The 17,747-nt window shown below is 74.6% G+C and carries 15 protein-coding genes; 9 read left to right on the top strand and 6 right to left on the bottom strand.

Going from position 1 to position 17,747, the window contains the following annotated elements:
• Positions 1-64: 64 nt before the first annotated feature.
• Both AB0D08_RS36385 and AB0D08_RS36380 read right to left on the bottom strand, forming a co-directional pair.
• Positions 65-487 carry a CBS domain-containing protein gene (locus tag AB0D08_RS36385; protein ID WP_033821284.1) on the bottom strand — a complete coding sequence of 141 codons (423 nt, stop codon included), beginning with the start codon at positions 485-487 and terminating at the stop codon, positions 65-67.
• 128 nt (positions 488-615) lie between these two features.
• Entirely contained in the window at positions 616-1,626 is a 1,011-nt protein-coding gene (locus tag AB0D08_RS36380) for a slipin family protein (protein ID WP_082526637.1), read from the bottom strand.
• A 92-nt stretch (positions 1,627-1,718) separates the two neighbouring features.
• Here AB0D08_RS36380 and AB0D08_RS36375 point away from each other — a divergent pair, with 92 nt between their 5' ends.
• A complete protein-coding gene (locus AB0D08_RS36375; RefSeq protein ID WP_359894594.1) occupies positions 1,719-2,474 on the top strand; it encodes a uracil-DNA glycosylase in 756 nt (251 codons plus the stop codon).
• Positions 2,475-2,615: 141 nt separating this feature from the next.
• Here AB0D08_RS36375 and AB0D08_RS36370 read toward each other — a convergent pair whose 3' ends face one another.
• The 3 genes from AB0D08_RS36370 to AB0D08_RS36360 are packed head-to-tail and all read right to left on the bottom strand — an operon-like array spanning position 2,616 to position 4,327.
• Entirely contained in the window at positions 2,616-3,503 is an 888-nt protein-coding gene (locus AB0D08_RS36370; RefSeq protein WP_359894592.1) for a CHAD domain-containing protein, read from the bottom strand.
• Between the two features lie 48 nt (positions 3,504-3,551).
• Positions 3,552-3,938, bottom strand: coding sequence for a hypothetical protein (locus AB0D08_RS36365; RefSeq protein WP_033821282.1), 387 nt, complete (start codon positions 3,936-3,938; stop codon positions 3,552-3,554).
• Complete coding sequence (locus tag AB0D08_RS36360; RefSeq protein WP_359894590.1) at positions 3,935-4,327, bottom strand: hypothetical protein; 393 nt, start codon at positions 4,325-4,327, stop codon at positions 3,935-3,937. The genes AB0D08_RS36365 and AB0D08_RS36360 overlap by 4 nt, the downstream gene beginning before the upstream one ends.
• Before the next feature lie 580 nt (positions 4,328-4,907).
• Here AB0D08_RS36360 and AB0D08_RS36355 point away from each other — a divergent pair.
• From AB0D08_RS36355 to AB0D08_RS36335, 5 genes are all read left to right on the top strand, one after another.
• Complete coding sequence (locus AB0D08_RS36355) at positions 4,908-5,555, top strand: hypothetical protein (RefSeq protein WP_033821280.1); 648 nt, start codon at positions 4,908-4,910, stop codon at positions 5,553-5,555.
• Between the two features lie 117 nt (positions 5,556-5,672).
• Positions 5,673-6,479: a thioredoxin domain-containing protein gene (locus tag AB0D08_RS36350; RefSeq protein ID WP_033821279.1), complete on the top strand. Its 807-nt coding sequence runs from the start codon at positions 5,673-5,675 to the stop codon at positions 6,477-6,479.
• A gap of 4 nt (positions 6,480-6,483) precedes the next feature.
• Positions 6,484-7,122 carry a vitamin K epoxide reductase family protein gene (locus tag AB0D08_RS36345; RefSeq protein WP_359894588.1) on the top strand — a complete coding sequence of 213 codons (639 nt, stop codon included), beginning with the start codon at positions 6,484-6,486 and terminating at the stop codon, positions 7,120-7,122.
• Positions 7,123-7,739: 617 nt separating this feature from the next.
• Entirely contained in the window at positions 7,740-8,630 is an 891-nt protein-coding gene (locus tag AB0D08_RS36340) for a peptidoglycan-binding protein (RefSeq protein ID WP_233289086.1), read from the top strand.
• A gap of 71 nt (positions 8,631-8,701) precedes the next feature.
• Positions 8,702-9,526 (top strand): CHAP domain-containing protein, encoded by an 825-nt coding sequence (locus AB0D08_RS36335; protein ID WP_359894586.1) that lies wholly within the window; start codon positions 8,702-8,704, stop codon positions 9,524-9,526.
• 193 nt (positions 9,527-9,719) lie between these two features.
• Here AB0D08_RS36335 and AB0D08_RS36330 read toward each other — a convergent pair whose 3' ends face one another.
• Positions 9,720-10,679, bottom strand: coding sequence for a chitosanase (locus tag AB0D08_RS36330; protein ID WP_359894584.1), 960 nt, complete (start codon positions 10,677-10,679; stop codon positions 9,720-9,722).
• Positions 10,680-11,353: 674 nt separating this feature from the next.
• Here AB0D08_RS36330 and AB0D08_RS36325 point away from each other — a divergent pair.
• The 3 genes from AB0D08_RS36325 to AB0D08_RS36315 all read left to right on the top strand — a co-directional run bounded on the left by AB0D08_RS36325 (position 11,354) and on the right by AB0D08_RS36315 (position 17,699).
• Positions 11,354-12,637 carry an ATP-grasp domain-containing protein gene (locus AB0D08_RS36325; RefSeq protein ID WP_033821277.1) on the top strand — a complete coding sequence of 428 codons (1,284 nt, stop codon included), beginning with the start codon at positions 11,354-11,356 and terminating at the stop codon, positions 12,635-12,637.
• 1 nt (position 12,638) lies between these two features.
• On the top strand, positions 12,639-13,871 hold the full coding sequence (locus tag AB0D08_RS36320; protein WP_359894581.1) for an MFS transporter: 1,233 nt from the start codon (positions 12,639-12,641) through the stop codon (positions 13,869-13,871).
• Between the two features lie 609 nt (positions 13,872-14,480).
• Complete coding sequence (locus AB0D08_RS36315; RefSeq protein ID WP_359894579.1) at positions 14,481-17,699, top strand: BTAD domain-containing putative transcriptional regulator; 3,219 nt, start codon at positions 14,481-14,483, stop codon at positions 17,697-17,699.
• The last annotated feature ends 48 nt before the right edge of the window (positions 17,700-17,747 follow it).

The raw sequence follows: 17,747 nt of genomic DNA, 5'->3' as shown, positions 1-17,747 counted from the left end.
GTCGGCCCGGACCCGGGCCGACGCCGCCGGCGTGCCACTCGGTGCGGTGCCGCTCGGCGCCGCGCTACTCGGCGCAGATCGTGCCGACGAACTCCGCCACCCTCCCCTGCGGCATCCCCCGCGCGATGTCGGCCTCGCTGATCATGCCGACCAGCTTGTGCTCGGGGTGGTTGATCACCGGCAGCCGGCGGACCAGGTGCTGCTCCATGACCCGCAGGACCTGCTCGACGTCCTCGTCCTCCTCAACGGTCATCGGCCGGCCGACGGCGAGCTCGACCGCGCGGACGGTGGCCGGGTCACGGCCCTCGGCGACGCACTTGAGCACGATGTCGCGGTCGGTGAGGATGCCCAGCAGCTTCTGGTTCTCCCCGCAGATCGGCAGTGCACCGACCCCCCGGTCCCGCATGATCCGTGCGGCGTCGGCAAGGGTCTCGCTCTCCCCGACGCACTCGGCCCCCGGGTGCATGATCTCTCCGGCTGTGGTCATGGTCCGGCCTCCCGACGTCGCCGTACAGCCCTGTTACTCCATCCTGGGACGGCCCCGCGGCCCACGCCACCGGGCCGGACACCGCCCCCGCCACCGGCCCCGCGCCACTGAGGCGGGTCCGAGGCGGGTCAGCCCTCCGCAGCGTCCGCGGGCCCGCCGGGGATCCGGTCGGCCGCCGACCGCACCGCCTTGAGCACCTGCGCCACCGGCTCCTCCTTCGCCAGGACCGCCGACGGCGGCTCCTCCCGCGCCAGCACCTCCTCGGCGGGCATCTCGGCCGCCAGCACGCCGTCCACGTCCGGCAGCTCCAGCTGCTCGACCGGGCGGATCCGCGGCTCGGGCGCCTGCGGGGGCCCGGCCGGCTTCGGGGTCTGTGCCTGGGCGCGTTCGGTGGAACTCTCCAGGAAGCGCAGCAGCTCGACCGGGAAGGGCAGCACCAGGGTCGAGTTCTTCTCCGCCGCCACCTCCACCACCGTCTGCAGCAGCCGCAGTTGGAGCGCCGCCGGGGTGGCGCTCATGATGGCAGCCGCCTCCGACAGCCGGGCGGAGGCCTGGAACTCGCCGTCCGCGGTGATGATCCGGGCCCGCCGCTCACGCTCCGCCTCGGCCTGCCGGGACATCGAGCGTTTCATCGACTCCGGCAGCGCAACGTCCTTGATCTCCACCCGGTCGATCTGGACGCCCCAGCCCAGCGCCGGGCTGTCCAGCATCAGCTCCAGCCCCTGGTTGATCGGCTCCCGGTTGGCCAGCAGGTCGTCCAGCTCGCTCTTGCCGATGATCGAACGCAGCGAGGTCTGGGCCACCTGGGAGATCGCGAACGCGTAGTCCTGGACGTTGACGGTCGCCTTCACCGGGTCCTCGACCTTGAAGTAGACGACGGCGTCGACCCGCACCGTGACGTTGTCCCGGGTGATGCCCTCCTGGGCGGGCACCGGCATGGTCACGATCTGCACGTTGACCCGCTTCAGCCGGTCCGCCACCGGCATGATCATCACCAGCCCCGGCTCCCGGACCTCGTCCCGCACCCGCCCGAACCGGAACACCACCCCGCGCTGGAACTGCTGCACCGTCCGCAGGCTCAGACCGGCCACCACGGCCAGTACCGCCAGCACCCCCAGAATCAACTCCACAACGAGCATCGCGTCACCTCGGGCAGGACTGCCGGACCCACTGCCAACGCTACTCCGCCGACTCCCCACGGCGGGGGTGCCGCCGAGCCTAGGATCTGGCCATGGAGCAGCGCTGCCCCCACCCCGCCGGATCCGTCCGCTCACTGGCCGAACTCGACGCGCTGGTGACCGGCTGCCGGGCCTGCCCGCGCCTGGTCGAATGGCGGGAGGAGGCGGCCCGCGTCAAACGCAGGTCGTACCAGGACTGGGAGTACTGGGCGCGCCCGATCCCCGGCTTCGGACCGGCGGACGCCCCGCTGGCCCTGGTGGGCCTCGCGCCCGCCGCGCACGGCGGCAACCGGACCGGCCGGATCTTCACCGGCGACCCCTCCGGCGACCTCCTCTACCAGGCGCTGTACGACCTGGGGCTGGCCTCCCAGCCGCACTCCGTGAGCCGCACCGACGGCCTCGAACTGCGCGGCGTACGGATCACCGACCCGGTGCGCTGCGCCCCGCCCGAGAACAAGCCGACGCCGGGCGAGCGGGACACCTGCCGCCCGTGGATCGCCCGTGAGCTGGAGCTGATGCGGCCGACCGTCCGGACGCTGGTGGCCCTGGGCGGCTTCGCCTGGCAGGCGGTCCTCCCGGCGCTGGCCGCGGCCGGCTGGCAGCTGCCCCGGCCCCGGCCGGTGTTCGGGCACGGCGCCCGGATCGTCCTGCCGGCGGCGGACGGGGGCCCGCCGCTGGAGCTGTTCGGCTGCTACCACGTCAGCCCGCGCAACACCTACACCGGCCGCCTCACCCCGCAGATGCTCCGCGACCTGCTGACCACGGCAGCCACCTCCGCGGGCCTGAACCCCGACACACCCCGCCGCTGATGCCACCCACACAGACCGCGGGCGCTTCCAAGCGGGCACTTCAAGGGGCGCGGGGAACGGCGCGAACCGGATGACACGTTGCCGCACCTGCCGCCTCGGCGCGGTCCACTCCGCGCCCCGCGGGGTCCCCGATCCGCCCTGCTAGCCGCCGAGGCCGTGCGGCCGGCGGCGGGCCTTGCGCCAGATCGCCGGGAACTCCTCGCGGGCCCGGTCCGCCGCGGCGAGCTGCCGTCCGTACAGCACGCCGTAGCCGAAGCCGCCGTCGGACAGGTCGCGCAGGGCGTGGCAGGCGACCACGGCGTCCTGGTGGCGGCCGAGCACCTCCTGGAGCGCCTTCATCCGGCGGGTGAAGCGGTCCGCGGCCGGCCCGGCGGTCTCGCCGGTGTAGCGGGCCCGTTTGGCGGCCTTGCGGGCCTCGTGCAGGGCGAGGTCGGTGTCGTCGCCCGGCCCGGCCCGGTCGACGGCCTCGACCCGGCGGGCGGTGCGGCGGTGTTCGCGGCGGACCGCCCGGGCGAGTTCGGGCCCGGCGGGACGGCGGGCGCGGCCGGGCGGCTGCGGACCGGTGGCCGCCGCGGCCAGCCCGGCGAGGGTGACCAGCAGCCCGGCGAACCGGGGACCGTCCACCGCCGCCAGCACCTCCGGGCGGGCCAGTCGGAGCTGCTCGCGCTCCCACTCGACGAGGTCAGCCACCACCTGGTCCCGGCCCGCGTCGGCGGGCAGCTCGCGGGCGTGCGCCAGCAGCCGTTCGCCGAGCACCTCGCAGTCCCTGGCCCGGCCGAGCGCGCCGCCCAGCCAGGCCAGCTCGGCCGCGGCCCCGCGGTCGTCGGGGAGCAGCCGCCGGAACACCCGCAGCGTGCTGCGCAGCCGGCGGCAGGTGATCCGCATCTGGTGCACCGCGTCCGGCTCGTCGGCGCGTACGGCGGTGGCCAGGTCGGCCAGTCGGGCGGTCTGCTCGGCGATCCGGGCGGCGAGGACCGCACCGGCGGTCCGTTCGGCCCGGTCCTCGTGGTGCGGCACGTGGTGCGGCACGGCGGCTCACCCCATCTCCTCGGACCGTCCAGCGTATGTCCGCCGGGCTCAGGGCCGGAGCTGGATCGCCGCCGACAGGGTGTACCCGACCAGCGCCCCGAAGAAGGAGACGGCCGCGACGTGCCGCCCGGTCAGCGGCAGCCCGGCCAGCGCGGGGTAGATCAGGACGGCGAGCCCGGCGCAGACGTCGGCCGCGTACAGGCCGACCGGTGGTAGCACGTGGGTGGTCCTGGCCGCCCAGCCGGTGGCCACCAGGAAGCCGGTGAGCAGGACGAAGCCGGACAGCAGCCCGGAGCCGATGGTGGAGAGCACCGGGTGGGGGTCCGGCGGTGGCTGCCCGTCCTCGGGGGCGGTCCGGAACCGGTGGCCGAGGGCCAGCGCGGTCAGGGCGACGAGCATGGCGACGCCTGCTCCGGCGAAGGCGAACTGGTTCAACTGCGGCTCCGGGGGACGTGGACGGGATGGACGAGGGCGGCGACGGCGGCCGGCAGCAGGACCGTGACCAGCAGGACGGCGGCCCACACCACCGGCTCCAGCCCCGCCGCGGCGGACGGGACGGGCGGGGCGGCCGCGGACGGCGTCGTCGCCACCGCGGTGCCGGCCACCGGGGCCGGGACGGCGGGCCCGGGCGGCGGCGGGCCCGTCCTGGCCACCGCGGACAGCGGGGACGGCGGGGACGGCGACAGCGCGACGGAGGTGGCGGGCCTGGCGGGCGCACCGGCGGTCGACGGGCCGTCCTTCGGCGCGGCGGGGGAGGCCGGAGCGCTCGGTGCCGACGTCGGCCCCGGCGAGGGCGCCGCACTCGACGCGGGCGCACTCGGCACCGGAGCACTCGGCACCGGACTGCCCGGGTCGGACGGGTCGGAGGGGTCGGACGGGCACGGGTCCCGGCCGGGCGGCGGCGACGGCCGGGATGTTCCGGGCAGGTATGGCACGGACCACCCCGGCGGCACCGGGAACGCTGGAAGGACCGGGAACGCGGGAAGGACGGGCAGCAGCACCGGCGGCAACGGCAGGGCCGGCCCCGGGTGGGGTACGAACGGCAGCGGCACACCGGGCAGGTCGTCCATCCGGCGATTGTCGCCAGCGGCGTGGCGCGCCCGGGGCGGTTTGCCCGGCCCGCCACACCCACGGGTGACACCGCTCGAACGGGGCTGCCGCCGCGGGCACGGCACGGGCGGGAGCGGGCACGGCACGGGCGGGAGCGGGCACGGCACGGGCGGGACACGGGTGAGACTCGCCACAGCCACCGCCGCGCGTCCGGTCCGTCCCGCCGGGGCTCCGCGGCCGCGGATTCCGCTCCCTCGGGCCCGCCGGGCGGGCCGGCTGCCGTCAAGTGCCCGGTCCGGGCCCGCCGCAGGCGCCCTCCCGCCCGACCGGGTAGCCGTGACATACTCCGAGACCATGACCGAGAACCAGGCTACGAGGGCCCTGCGGGCCGCGGTGTTCACCGCGCTCGCCGTGCCGCTCGCCGCCCTGGGCCAGGTCCTGCTGACCGGGCGGGCGCTGCCGCTCTCCCTGGTCGCCGCCACCTCGGTGGCCGTCTTCCTGCTCGCGATGGCGCTGTCGGGGACCCGCCGCGGCTTCGTACAGATCTCCGCCGTGCTGGTGCCGGTCGAGCTGCTGCTGAACACCGCCTTCAACCTCGGCCAGGACACCTGTGCCACCGCCGCCCCCGGCCACGGGATGGACCTGCTGGTCTGCGGCGGCGGTTCGGTGGACGGCAGTTCGCTGCTGACCGGCTGGGCCGGCCACTCCGGTGGCTGGGTCAAGCTGCTGGTCCTGCTGGTGCACGTGGCCGTCGCGCTGGCCGCCGCCGCCTGGCTGCGGCTCGGCGACCGGGCGCTGACCGGCGTCGCCGAGGCGCTGCGCGCCGTCCGCGCCCTGCTGCCCGCCCCTTGGCGTGCCCTGCTGACCGGTACCCCGCTGCCCGCCTGCCCCGCCGCGTTGCGGCCGGTCCCGCAGGCCGAGCGGTCGCTGCTGCGCCCCGCGCAGCTGGTCCTCACCCCCGCGCCGCGGCGCGGTCCGCCGGCTCTCGCGCTCGCCGGCTGACGTCTCCTCCCGTCCTCCCGACGGAGGGTCCGGCCGGCCCCGCAGGCCACCCACCCCTCCCGCATGCCCGGCGCGCGTCCGCGCGGCATGCACCAGTCCAGGAGTCGACGGACCATCATGAGCAGCAACCAGCAGCCCCACCTCTCCCCCCGTGACCGCATGAAGCAGGCGAAGCAGCAGGAGGCCCGCAGCGAGGCCCTGCGCCGCCGGGTGATCGTCGCCGTGTCGGTGGTCGGTGCGATCGCCGTGGTCGGCGGCGGCGCCGCGCTGGCGATCGGCACCGCCGGCGGCAGCGGCTCGGACGACACCGCCGCGTCCGCGTCCGGCAGCACCCTGGTCGTCCCAGCCAACGCCTCCGGCCCGGACGGCACCGTCGTGGTGTACGGCAAGGCCGACGCCCCGCACACGCTGAAGGTGTACGAGGACTTCCGCTGCCCGATCTGCAAGAACTTCGAGGCCTCGGCGGGCAGCACCGTGCAGCAGCTGGCCGACGACGGCCAGTACAAGATCGAGTACCACCTGGCCGCGTTCCTGGACAGCAACCTGGGCGGCAAGGGCTCCCGGACCGCGCTGGCGGCGGCCGGTGCGGCGCTGAACGAGGGCGTCGACAAGTTCAAGCAGTTCCACGACGTGCTGTACGCCAACCAGCCGGACGAGCGCGAGGACGGTTTCGGCGACGTCAACCGGATCCTCGACCTGGCCGGCCAGGTGCCGGGCCTGAAGACCGAGGCGTTCACCAAGGCCGTCACCGAGGGCACCTACCGGCCGTGGGCGGCCAAGGTGGCGAGCGCGTTCAACAACAGCGGGGTGCAGGGCACCCCGACCGTCCAGCTGGACGGCAAGCAGCTGAACATCTTCGGCCAGAGCGGACCGCTGAACGGCGAGCAGTTCAAGGCGCTGGTCAAGCAGTCGATCGGCGGGTGACCCGATGACCGCCCCCGTCCCGCCCGCCTCGGCGGCCGCGCCGGTCCCGGCCGGCGCCGCCGCACCGGTCGGCGCGAGCCGCCGGTTCGGCTGGCTGCTGCTGATCGGCGGCCTGCTGGGCCTCGCCGCCTCCGCCGTGCTGACCGTCGACAAGATCCGTCTGCTGAAGGATCCGTCCTACCGGCCCAGCTGCAACATCAACCCGATCATCAGCTGCGGCTCGATCATGCGCACCGAGCAGGCGGAGGCCTTCGGCTTCCCCAACTCGCTGATCGGCCTGGCCGCCTTCGGCGCCGTCGTGGCGGTCGGTGCGGGCCTGCTGGCGGGGGCGGCCTACCGCCGCTGGTTCTGGCTGGGCCTGCAGGCCGGGACGCTGTTCGGGCTCGGCTTCGTGGTCTGGCTGATCGACCAGGCGCTGTACGAGATCGGTGCGCTCTGCCCGTACTGCATGGTGGTCTGGGCCGTGGTGCTGCCGCTGTTCTGGTACACCACCCTGCACAACCTGCGCACCGGCGTGCTGCCCGCACCCCGCTGGTGGCCCGCGGTCGCCCGGTGGCACTGGGTGGTCCCGGCGCTCTGGTACCTCGGGATCGCACTGCTGGTGCTGAACCGGTTCTGGTACTACTGGCGCACGCTGATCTGATGTAGCCCGGCCGACGGCTCCCACCTGCGACTTTCCGGGTGGGAGCCGTCGGCCGTCCGCCGCTGGGCCGGCTACGGGCCGTCCGGACGATCGGCCGGACTCCCGTGGAGCGCATCGACGGCCCGACGGGTCCGTCGGGGCTGCTCGGCATGAGGTGCGGGCAGGCGCCTTGACGTTCTCGGGCGCCGACCCGGGCGGTCCGCTGCAGGTGATCCAGCCACACGCGGCACCCCTTCCGTCATTGGCGGAGCTGCACGAGCCGCTGCCGCAGCCTGTCCCCGTGGCGACTGCCGGGGAGCCGACGTGTTCGCTCCACTCCGGCGCAGCAGCTCGGTGCCCCTGCGCGCCGAGCAGGGCGGTATCGCGGCCGTAGCCGCCCGATGGCGCGGCTCGCCCGGGCCGTGCCGCCCGGGCCCTGACTCCCGTGCGCGGGGCCGTCGTTGCGGCCCGGCGGGTCTGCCCGGGGGCGCCCTGCGGCGATACGCGCGCGCTATCGGCACCTCCTAACGTCTCGAACGGATCTCGGGCCCCGGCGCGGGCCCGACGACGCCACCCCCTTGCCCGACACCGGGACGGGGCCGGAGCCGATCCTCCACCGAGCCGGAAGGAACCACCGCATGGCATCCGTCATCACGACCCGCAACGCCGCATTCCGACTGCTCACGGCCGCCGCCGTCCTGAGCGGCCTGGTGTTGAGCGCCGCACAGGCCAGCGCGGCAGCCCCACCGTCCCAGAGCGAGGCATCGGCGGCCACCGCTGCCGCGCTGCCCGTGGTGGACATGGAAGCCACCGTCCTGGCTGCCCAGATCGACCCCCGACGCCCCGACAGCACGCTGACCCCGGGGGCCAAGGACTCGGTCCTGGCCGTCGAGCGTGCTCTGCAGGCCCGTAACCTCCTCGACGCCCGCTGGGTGGACGGGTACTTCGGCACCACCACCATCGCCGCCTACGCCGCCTTCCAGCGCTCCCTCGGCTACACCGGCCTGGACGCCAACGGACTGCCCGGCGCCTCCTCCCTCGCCGCACTGGGGCAGGGCCGATTCACCGTCACCCACCAGATCGGACCCGGCGCGAAGCTGCAGCGCGACGGATACACCGTCGACACCCGCACCCAGAACATGCTCACCGAGGCCGAGCGCCTCCTGGGCTTCCGCCTCACCCTCGCGCAGGGCTCCTACAACCCCGGCGGCGATCCCACCTCCGCCGGCACCCACGACGGTGGTGGCGTCGTGGACATCAACATCGACGGCATGTCCAGCAGCACCCGGACCGCCGTCGCCCGGGCACTGCGCCAGGTCGGATTCGCCGCCTGGGTCCGCGACCCCAGCCAGGGCGACTGGCCGTGGCACATCCACGCCGCAGCGATCAGCGACACCGATCTGTCCAGCCAGGCCCAGAACCAGACCGGTGACTACTACCTCGGCCTCAACGGCCTGGCCAACCACGGCGCCGACGACGGCCCCCGCATCCCCATCCAGACCTGGGAGCAGTACCAGCGCACCCACTGACCGCGCACACGCTCCACCCGAGCACGACCGATGCACCCGTCGGTGACACGTCACGAAAAGAACGAAGACCAATGAAGAACATACGCACCACGCTCACCGTCGCCGGCACCGCCCTGGCCATGGCCGTTCCCCTCATCGCCACCACCTCCACCCCCGCCTTCGCCGCCTCCCGTGACGGGGTCTGCGACGCCGGCGAGTTCTGCTACTACTACAACAGCGACGAGGCCGGCTCGATCTCCGACTTCACCGGCTCCGTCAGCGACCTCGGGGCCACCCAGCCGACCTGCTACGACTTCAAGAGCGCCGGCGCCGGCCAGGGCATCTGCGTCAAGAACAACGCCGCCTCGGTGTGGAACCGCACCGGGCAGACCGTCCGCGTCTACGTCAACAGCGGCTACGGCGGCGCCGGCCAGGACTTCGCCCCCGGCGCCAAGGGCAACCTCAACTCCACCCTGAAGAACAACGAGGCGTCTCACCAGTTCCTCAGCGGCGGCGGCACCGGCGGCAACCAGAGCCCCGCCGACGACTTCGACCACGGCACCCGCGGCTTCGCCGCCGACAACTGCACCGCCTTCGCGGCGTACCGCATCGCCAGCCGTCTCGGCGTCCCGAACTTCAGCAACTCCTACGGCGGCACCACCTGGGGCAACGCCGGCACGTGGGACGACGCCGCCCGCCGCGTCGGCGTCACCGTCAACACCACCCCCACCGTCGGCGCCATCGCCGTCAACGACGTCCACAAGGTCGGCCACGTCGCCTACGTCAACGCCGTCTACTCCGACGGCTCCTTCGACGTCGAGGAATACAACTGGAACAACCCCCTCGACTACGGCACCCGCAGCCACGTCCACGTCAGCAGCGCACAGTCCGACTTCCAGTGGATGCTCCACTTCTGACCAACCACCGGCACGCCGGAGCCACAGCGGTACACAACGAAAGCCCCGTCGGGCGGGTGACCTGCCAAGTCACCTTCGTCCGACGGGGCTTCGACGTGCCGCCGTCCGGCCGACGACAGCTCCGCAACGCCCCGGCGGGCGGACGGCTCGGAGTATGCGGCGGCCGAGGCCACCGCCCCCCACGCCCGAGCGGTCAGTGCGCGATGGTGTAGGAGTCGCCATGGATGGTCCAGCGCAGCGGGGTGGCGAGGGCCAGGTTGCCGGCCTTCAGGAAGGCGGACTGGACGGAGTCGACCCGGTCGGTGTCGTGCTGCGCGGCGGCCATCACCGACCGGCGGGCGCTGAGGAAGGCGGTCAGGTACGCGGTCTCGTCGCCGCCCTGGGACGGTGGCCGGGCCTTCGCCAGCGCGGCCGCGCGGATCCCGCCGAAGCTGCGCGGTCCGGTGCCCGGGCCGTGCATCACCAGCGCGTCGTAGTAGGCGAACTGCCCGAGTGCGTGCAGGCCGTCCGCCTTGGCCTGGCGGACCGCGGGGTCGAAGTAGACGCGGTCGCGCTCCTCGTCCTGGGCCCGCTGGAAGGCGGGGTCCTGGGCGGCGGCCCGCCAGTCGTCGGTGAAGGTGGGGTCGAGGCCCTCGTGCGAGTCGGTGCCGTCGACCTGCTGGAGTGCGGGCAGGTAGCGGACCAGGCGGTTGCCGGGGTTCAGCGTCTGGTAGTGCCTGACCAGCTGGAGCATGTCGTCGGTGGCCGAGGTGAAGCCGATGAGGCCGCCGGTGTAGCCGCGGCCGTCCTGGATGTCCTCGATGTACTTGTACTGGGCCCGCCAGTCGAGCGAGGAGTTCTCGGCGCTGGAGACCAACTGCTGGGCGATGTCCTTCATCCGCGGGCTGTCCAGGCCCGGGCTCGCGCTCAGCGCGGCCGCGGCGGCGGCCGAGGGGCCGGCGGTGCCGCTGACCGAGGCGGACGGGCTCGGCGAGGGCGTGGCGGTGACGCTCGGGCCGGCCAGTGCGGAGATCTCGCCCTGGTCCACGGACCCGGCCGGGTCGGTGGCGGGGACCGGCGCGGGCCGCGCGACGGCGGCGTCACGGGGGCGCGAACCGCCGCCGAGGGCGGCCCCCGTCGCCGTGGCCGCCGCGGCGACGATCAGCAGGGCCACCGCGAGCCGCCGCGGTCTGCGGGTTCTCCGCGCTCTCCTCGTCCCCGATGTTCTCGATGTCCCCGATACTCTTGATGTCCCCCGAGTCCCCCGCACGGCACGCCTGTGGCCCATGGCGCATGCTCTCCGAATCGTGGACGTCGACAACCGGCGAGCAGTCTACTGATGCTTTTCGGCCGATCGCCCACGGCACCGGCGCGGGCGATCGGCTCCTGCGGCGGAGACCGAGACCCTCGCCGTCCTCGGCCTGCTGCACCTGGAGTCGGGCCGCCACACCCGGGGCTCGACCCACTCCCGACGGGCCCTCGCACCGGCCGAACGGCTCGGGGACCCCGGCAGCCGGACCAACGCCCGCCACGGCCTCGGGGAGACCCTGGCCGCCCTGGGCCAGGCCGGGCAGGCCCTCGCGCACCACCGCACCGCGCTGGACCGGGCCGGCCTGAGACCTGAGACCTCCGGTCCCCCGACCCCGGCCCCACCGGGCCCCCGTCCGGGAGCGCGAACCGGGACGTCAAACCGTTTGCAAGGATCCGCCAAGAACGCTGGGGAAGGCTGCGTCGTGTTCCGCGCGGCCGCCCGGACGCGGCCCGCGAACCGGGCGGCGTCCGGGCGGCCGTGGCGGGTGCCCGGACGCCGGGCACCCGCACGTCTACCACTCTCGTACGGAGATCCCTATGCGGCAGCGCCCGAAACTCGTCCTGGTCGGTCAGTTCTCCGCTCTTCCCTGGGTGTTCGAGGCCGCGGAGCGGGCGGGCGCCGACCTGATCCTGGTCCCCCGGGGGGACGACGACGCCGAGCGGGCCCGCAAGGCCGCCGGGGTGGTCGAACTCCTGCCGCTGGACGTCGACGGGGATCCGGACGCCGCGCTGGCCGCCCTGGTGGAGCGGTTCGGCCGCGAGCCGTTCGACGGGATCATGGCGGGCAACGAGAAGGCCGTCCCCTTCGTCGCCAGGGCCGCCCGGGTGCTCGGGCTCACCGGGCTGACCGAGGAGGCGGCGGACGTGGTCAGGGACAAGCGGAGCATGCGCCGGCTGCTGCGCGCGGCCGGCCTCGCGGTCCCCGGGTTCGTCGCCGTCGGCCACCCGGACGACTGGGCGGACGCGGCGGGGCTGCGCTTCCCGGTCGTGGTCAAGCCGGCCAACGGCTACTCCAGCCTCGGGGTGATCCGGGTCGACTCCGCGGCGGAGCTGGAGCGGGCGGTGCGCACCACCTGGGCGCTGTGCCACGCCCACCTCGGTTACGACGGCGGAGCGGCCGACGGCGAACCGGCGGACGGCTGGGGGGTGCTGGTCGAGGAGTACCTGGACGGTCCCGAGATCTCCGCCGAGTCGCTGGTGCACCGCGGACGGGTCCGGGTCTGCGCGATCAGCTACAAGGGAGAGCTGAGCGGACCGTACTTCGAGGAGACCACGCTGCGGGCCCCCGCCCAGCTCCCGGCCGACGTGCTGGCCGCCGTCGAACGCGAGGTGGTCGGCGCGCACCACGCCTTCGGCATCACCGAGGGCACCACCCACACCGAGCTGCGGCTGGTCTCGGGCACCCGGCCGGTGCTGCTGGAGATGGGGGCGCGGATCGGCGGCGGCGGGTTCATGCACCACCTGGTGCACGTGAGCAGCGGGATCGACCTCGCGGCGGAGGCGGTCCGCATCCACCTCGGCCGGGAGCCCGAGTGCTGGACCCGCGAGCCGGTGGGCACCGGCCACGCGGCGGCCTACCTGGTGCCGGTCGGCGGCGGCGGCCGGATCGTCCGGGTGCACGGCCTGGACGAGGTGCGCGAGGAGCCCTGCGTGGACCACGTGGCGCAGACCGTCGGCCCCGGCGCGCTGCTGCGGCCGTACCCGGACTGGTCCGGCTACCCGGCGATCGTGCTCTCGCAGCACGCCTCGGACGCCGCGGCGGTGGAGTTCCGTGACCATCTCTCACGGACGCTCAGGGTCGAGTACGAAGCCCGGAGCTGACGTGCCGGCCCGGCCGGCCGGGGCGCCGTGGGGGCTTCCCGGCCCGTTCTGGTGGCTCTGGGGCGGGACGCTGGTCACCTCCGCGGGCGGCTTCGTGGTGCCGTTCATGGCGATCTACCTCACCACGGTGCGCGGCTACTCGGTCTTCTTCACCGGTCTGACCCTGACCGTCTTCGGGGTGGGCAGCGGGATCGCCTCGCTGTTCGGCGGCATCCTGGCGGACCGCGTCGGGCGGCGGGCGGTGCTGCTGGCCAGTGAGGTCCTCACCGTCACCGGCATGCTGGGGCTCGGCCTGACCCAGGGCCGGGCGCCGGTCCTGCTGTTCACCCTGACGGTGGGGGTGGGCCTGAACGCCACCCGCCCGGCACGGGCAGCGGCCGTCGCGGACCTGGTCGCACCGGCGGACCTGCCACGGGCGTACGCGCTGATCTACTGGGCGACCAACCTGGGCTTCTCCGCGGCCGCCGTGACGGCGGGCCTCGCGGCCTCCCACGGCTTCCTGCTGCTGTTCCTGGTCAACGCACTGGCCAACCTCCTCGCCGGGGTCGTGGTCTACCTGCGGGTGCCGGAGACCAGGCCGCCGCCGGGCCCCGGCCGGGCGGCGGACGCGGCCGCGCCCGCGGGGGCGGTGGCCCGGTCGCCGGCGTTCCTGGTGCTGCTGGGCACGGTGCTGCTGCTGGGGCTGCTCTTCCAGCAGCCGCTGGTGGTGCTGCCGTTGGCGATGACGGCGGACGGGCTGTCGCCCGCCGACTACGGTACGGCGATGATGATGAACGGCCTGGTCATCGCGGTGCTCCAGCTCCCGCTGACCCGGCTGGCGGGGCGGCTTCGGCCGGAGTACGCGCTGGCTGCCGCGACCCTGGTGACCGGCCTCGGGATGGGGCTGACCGCCGCCGTGCACGGCGTCGCCGGGTACGGGGCGAGCGTCGTGCTGTGGAGCCTCGGCGAGATCGTGGTCTGGCCGACCTGCATGGCGCTGGTGGCGGCGCTGTCCCCGCCGGACCGTCAGGGCGGGTACCAGGGCTGGTTCCTGTCGACCTGGAGCCTGTCGGTGGCGCTGGCGCCGGTGCTCAGCGGCCGGGTGGTCGAGTCGTCCGGTACCGCGCCGGTGTGGGGCGCCTGCCTGTGCCTGGCCGTGGTCTGCGCCGGTGGCCAGCTGCTGCTGGCCCGGCTGCGCGGGGACCGCCGGGCCGAGCCGGTGCCCGGCCGGGAGGAGGCCGCCACGGTCCCCTGATCCGGCGCTCCCCGTCCCCGCCGTCCCCGCCGCGCCGTTGCCGCGACGGCCCGGCGGTCACTCCCGTGCCCGCGCGCGGCGCTGCGGCGCGGCCCTGTTCCTGTCACCTTGCGTAGCCGTCTGCGCGGACCGACATCCCTGTCCGATGGCGGGTGTTATGACCCCCCTCGTCCGGGGTAGCCTGGCAGCGTTCATGATTCACATGACAGTGACATGACCAGCCATGTGCTGCTCCGCCGCTTCCCACGCACGCGGATCACGGCTGGTCGCGCCAAGGGAGGCACCACCATTTCCGCCGCACGCCGTCCTCGCCGCGCCACACCCAGACGCCTGGCCTGAAAGCGCCCGGCCAGCACACCCGTCGACGGCTCCCGCGCCCTCCCCAGCCCCCCAGCACCGCCGGCCCAGCAACCGTCGGTGACGGCAGGGAGCGGCCACCACACGGGACCGACGACCCTCCGAGGCCCCCGCCGTCCGCACCCCCGTACGGCGGGCCGTCGCGACATCCCCGGCCGTGTCCGGACATTACCTGAATCACGCCGTGACGCGGGCTCACCCCTGCGGCCACCGCGGATGCACCAGCTGTCTTGCTTGACGGGATGGGATGAGATGAGCCAAGTTGACCACGCCGCTGCCGATCTCGCCTTACGGAGCCCCGCGCCGATCCGGGTGCTGGGACAGATGTCGGTGCAGGCCGGCCGACGAGAGCTGGACCTGGGCCCACCGAGGCAACGGGCGCTGCTGGCCCTCCTGCTGATCAACGCGGGCCGGGTGGTGTCGGTCTCCGGGATCGTCAGCGCCATCTGGGGCTCCTCACCGCCCCAGGCGGTGGTCGGCACCCTCCAGTCGTACGTCTCGCGGCTGCGCAAGGCGATCGACAGCCACGCCCCCGTACCGCCCAAGGGCCGCCTGCTGGCCCTGCGTTACCAGGCGCCCGGCTACGTCCTGGAGGTCGACCGGGACTGCATCGACGCCAGCAGGTTCCAGTCCGCCGTCGAGTGCGGCCGCGAGCAGTTCGCCCGCGGCGACCTGGCCGCGGCCCGGAGCACCGCCGGCGACGCCCTGGGCCTGTGGCACGGCACCCCGTACGGGGAGCTGGCCGCCTACGACTTCGCCCAGCTGGAGTCCGCCCGGCTCGAACAGCTGCGCCTGGTCGGCCTGCAGACCTGGGCCGATGCGTGCCTGGGCCTCGGCCGCTACGACGAGGTGGTGCGCGAACTCGACGACGAGGTCCGGCGCAACCCGATGCTGGAACGCCTCGGCTGCCAGCTGATGCTGGCGCAGTACCACTGCGGCCAGCCCGCCGAGGCGCTGCTGACCTTCGAACGGATCCGGGCCCACCTCGCCGAGGAGCTCGGCGCCGACACCAGCAAGGAGCTCCAGGAACTGCACGGCGCGATCCTTCGCCAGGACCTGGTCCACGCGGGCCGGCCCGCCGCTGCCCCGGCCACACCGCGCCCCCGCCTCACCGTGGTGGCCGACGTCGACGACCTGCGGCCGCCCGCCCCGGCGCCCCAACCGCCGCACCTCGTACCGGCACAGGCACCGGCACCGGGATCGGCACCGGCCGGGCCGGCCCGACACCTGGTCGGCCGCGCCCGCGAACTGGAGACCCTGCGCACCCTCACCGGGCCCGGACGCCGCGGCCGCACCGTCCTGGTGATCGGCGAACAGGGCGTCGGCAAGACCCGGCTGCTCCAGGAGCTGGAGAGCGGACTGCCGGCCGCGGGCATGGACGCCGTCTGGGCGCACTGCGCCGCCGGCCCCGAACTCCCGGACTACTGGCTGTGGAAACGGGTCGTCCGCAAGCTCCGCCGCACCAGGTCCCACGAACTGGGCTCGCTGCCCGAACCGGTCCTGGACGCGCTCGGCCTGCTGCGCCCGGACCGCTCCCCCGGCCTCGGCGGCGCCGAGACACCGCTCTCCCCCGCCCAGCACCTGGCCTTCCAGGACGCCGTCTGCCAGGCGCTGCTGACGGCCGCCCGCCGCCCGCTCGCGCTGTTCCTGGAGGACCTGCACCTCGCCGACACCCGCACGCTGGCCCTGCTGCAGCTGCTCACCAAGGAGATCCGCGACACCGACCTGCTGGTGGTGGCGACCGTCCGGGAGCACCGGCTCGCGCTGCGCCCCGAACTCCAGAGCGCGGTGGCCGACCTGCTCCAGGAGGTCGCCGCCGAGCACATGCACCTGAACGTGCTCTCGCTCGCCGAGACCAGGGCGCTGATCGACCGGACCGACGGCGAGCCGCTCTCCTGGGACCTGGTGTCGGCCGCGCACCGCGCCACCGGCGGCAACCCGTACCTGCTCACCAAGTTGCGGCCGTCGGCCGGCGCCGCCGCCGACCCCGCCGAGCTGACCGCCGCGATCTCCGTCGACCTGCGGCTGGTGCTCCGCTCGCGCCTGGCCGAGTGCCCGGCGGGCGTCGCCCGGGTGCTGCAGACCTGCGCGGTGATCGGCCCGGCCGTGGACCGCCGGCTGCTCACCGACGTGCTGGCCGGGCTCGGCGAACCGCCGGGCCTGGTCAACGAGGCACTGCACAGCGGACTTCTGACCCCGGACCCGGTCGACCCGCACGGCTTCCGGTTCGCCCAGGGCCTGGTACGGGACATGCTGCTCGCGGACCTCGACCCGGTCCACCGCGCCCGGCTGCACCACCGGGTGGCGGGCGCGCTGGCCGACGGTGCGGTCGGCACGGCCCGCACCGACTGCGCCGGGACCATCGCCCACCACTGCGGCCGGGCCGCGCAGGAACTCGACCTGCGCGAGGCGGTGCAGCCCCTGGTCGGCCTCGGCGACCTCGCCGAGCGCCGGCTGCTGCACTCCGAGGCGTACGCCTGGCTGTCGCACGCCATCGACGTCCTGCGCGGCCAGCCCAGGGACCGGTCCGTCGCGGCCGAACTGGAGCTGCAGAAGCGGGTCGTCTGGCTGCTGTCGATGACCCTCGGGTACGGATCGCCGGCGGTCGCGGACGCCTGCACCCGGGCGGAGGTGCTGCAGAAGACCCTCGACAACACCCGGCCGACCGCACTGCTGGCCTCCCGGGTGATCATGCACCTGGCCGACGGCGACCTCGCCCGGGTGTCCGAACTGGTCGCCCTGCTGGAGGAGTTGGCCGAGCACGGCGGAGGCACCGAGGCCCGGACCGCCGCCTGCTACGGCAAGGGGGTGCTGCGGTACACCGCCGGCCGGCTGCCGGAGGCCGTCGCCGAACTGGAGTGCGGTCTCCCGCTGGTCGACGCGCAGGGCGAGAAGGAGCGGCCGGACCGCTTCATGGGTCTGTCCCGCAGCGACCCCAGGATCAACTACCGGGTCCACCTGGCCGTCAGCCACGTCCTGCTCGGCGACCGGGCGGCCGCCGAACGCTACCGCGAGGAGCTGCTGCAGCTGTCCGAGTCGGACAGCTGCGACCGCCCGTGGGACCGTGCCTTCGCGCTCTACGCCGACGCGCTGCTGGCGGTGCTCGACGGGGACGTGGAGCGGGCCTGGCAGGCCAGCACCGCCGGGGTCGACCTGACCGTGCGCTGCCAGCTCAGCCACTGGCAGTACATGCTCGCGGTCCTGCTCGGCTGGACCGAGGTGCACCGCGGCCGCAGCGGCAGCGGGCTGCGGCGGATGCGCTGGGCGCTGGACGCGGCGTCCCGCTCCGGCACGGTGTTCCGGCGGGCGCTGCACCTGGGTCTGCTGGCCGAGGCGGAGCAGCACGCCGGGATGGCGGAGCAGGCCCGTACCACGGTGGCGGCCATGGCCGACGAGATCGAGCTGCGGGGCGAGGACGTGCTGCGGCGCCCGCAGTGGCCGTTCGCCGCGCTGCTCGCCGGGGTGCGGTAGGGCGCGGCGGCACGCGCACCTGCTGGCCGTGATGACCGGCGACGGCCG

Source organism: Kitasatospora sp. NPDC048540 (assembly GCF_040651175.1).
Taxonomy (GTDB): Bacteria; Actinomycetota; Actinomycetes; order Streptomycetales; family Streptomycetaceae; genus Kitasatospora.
This window is presented reverse-complemented; position numbering and strand designations above follow the sequence as displayed.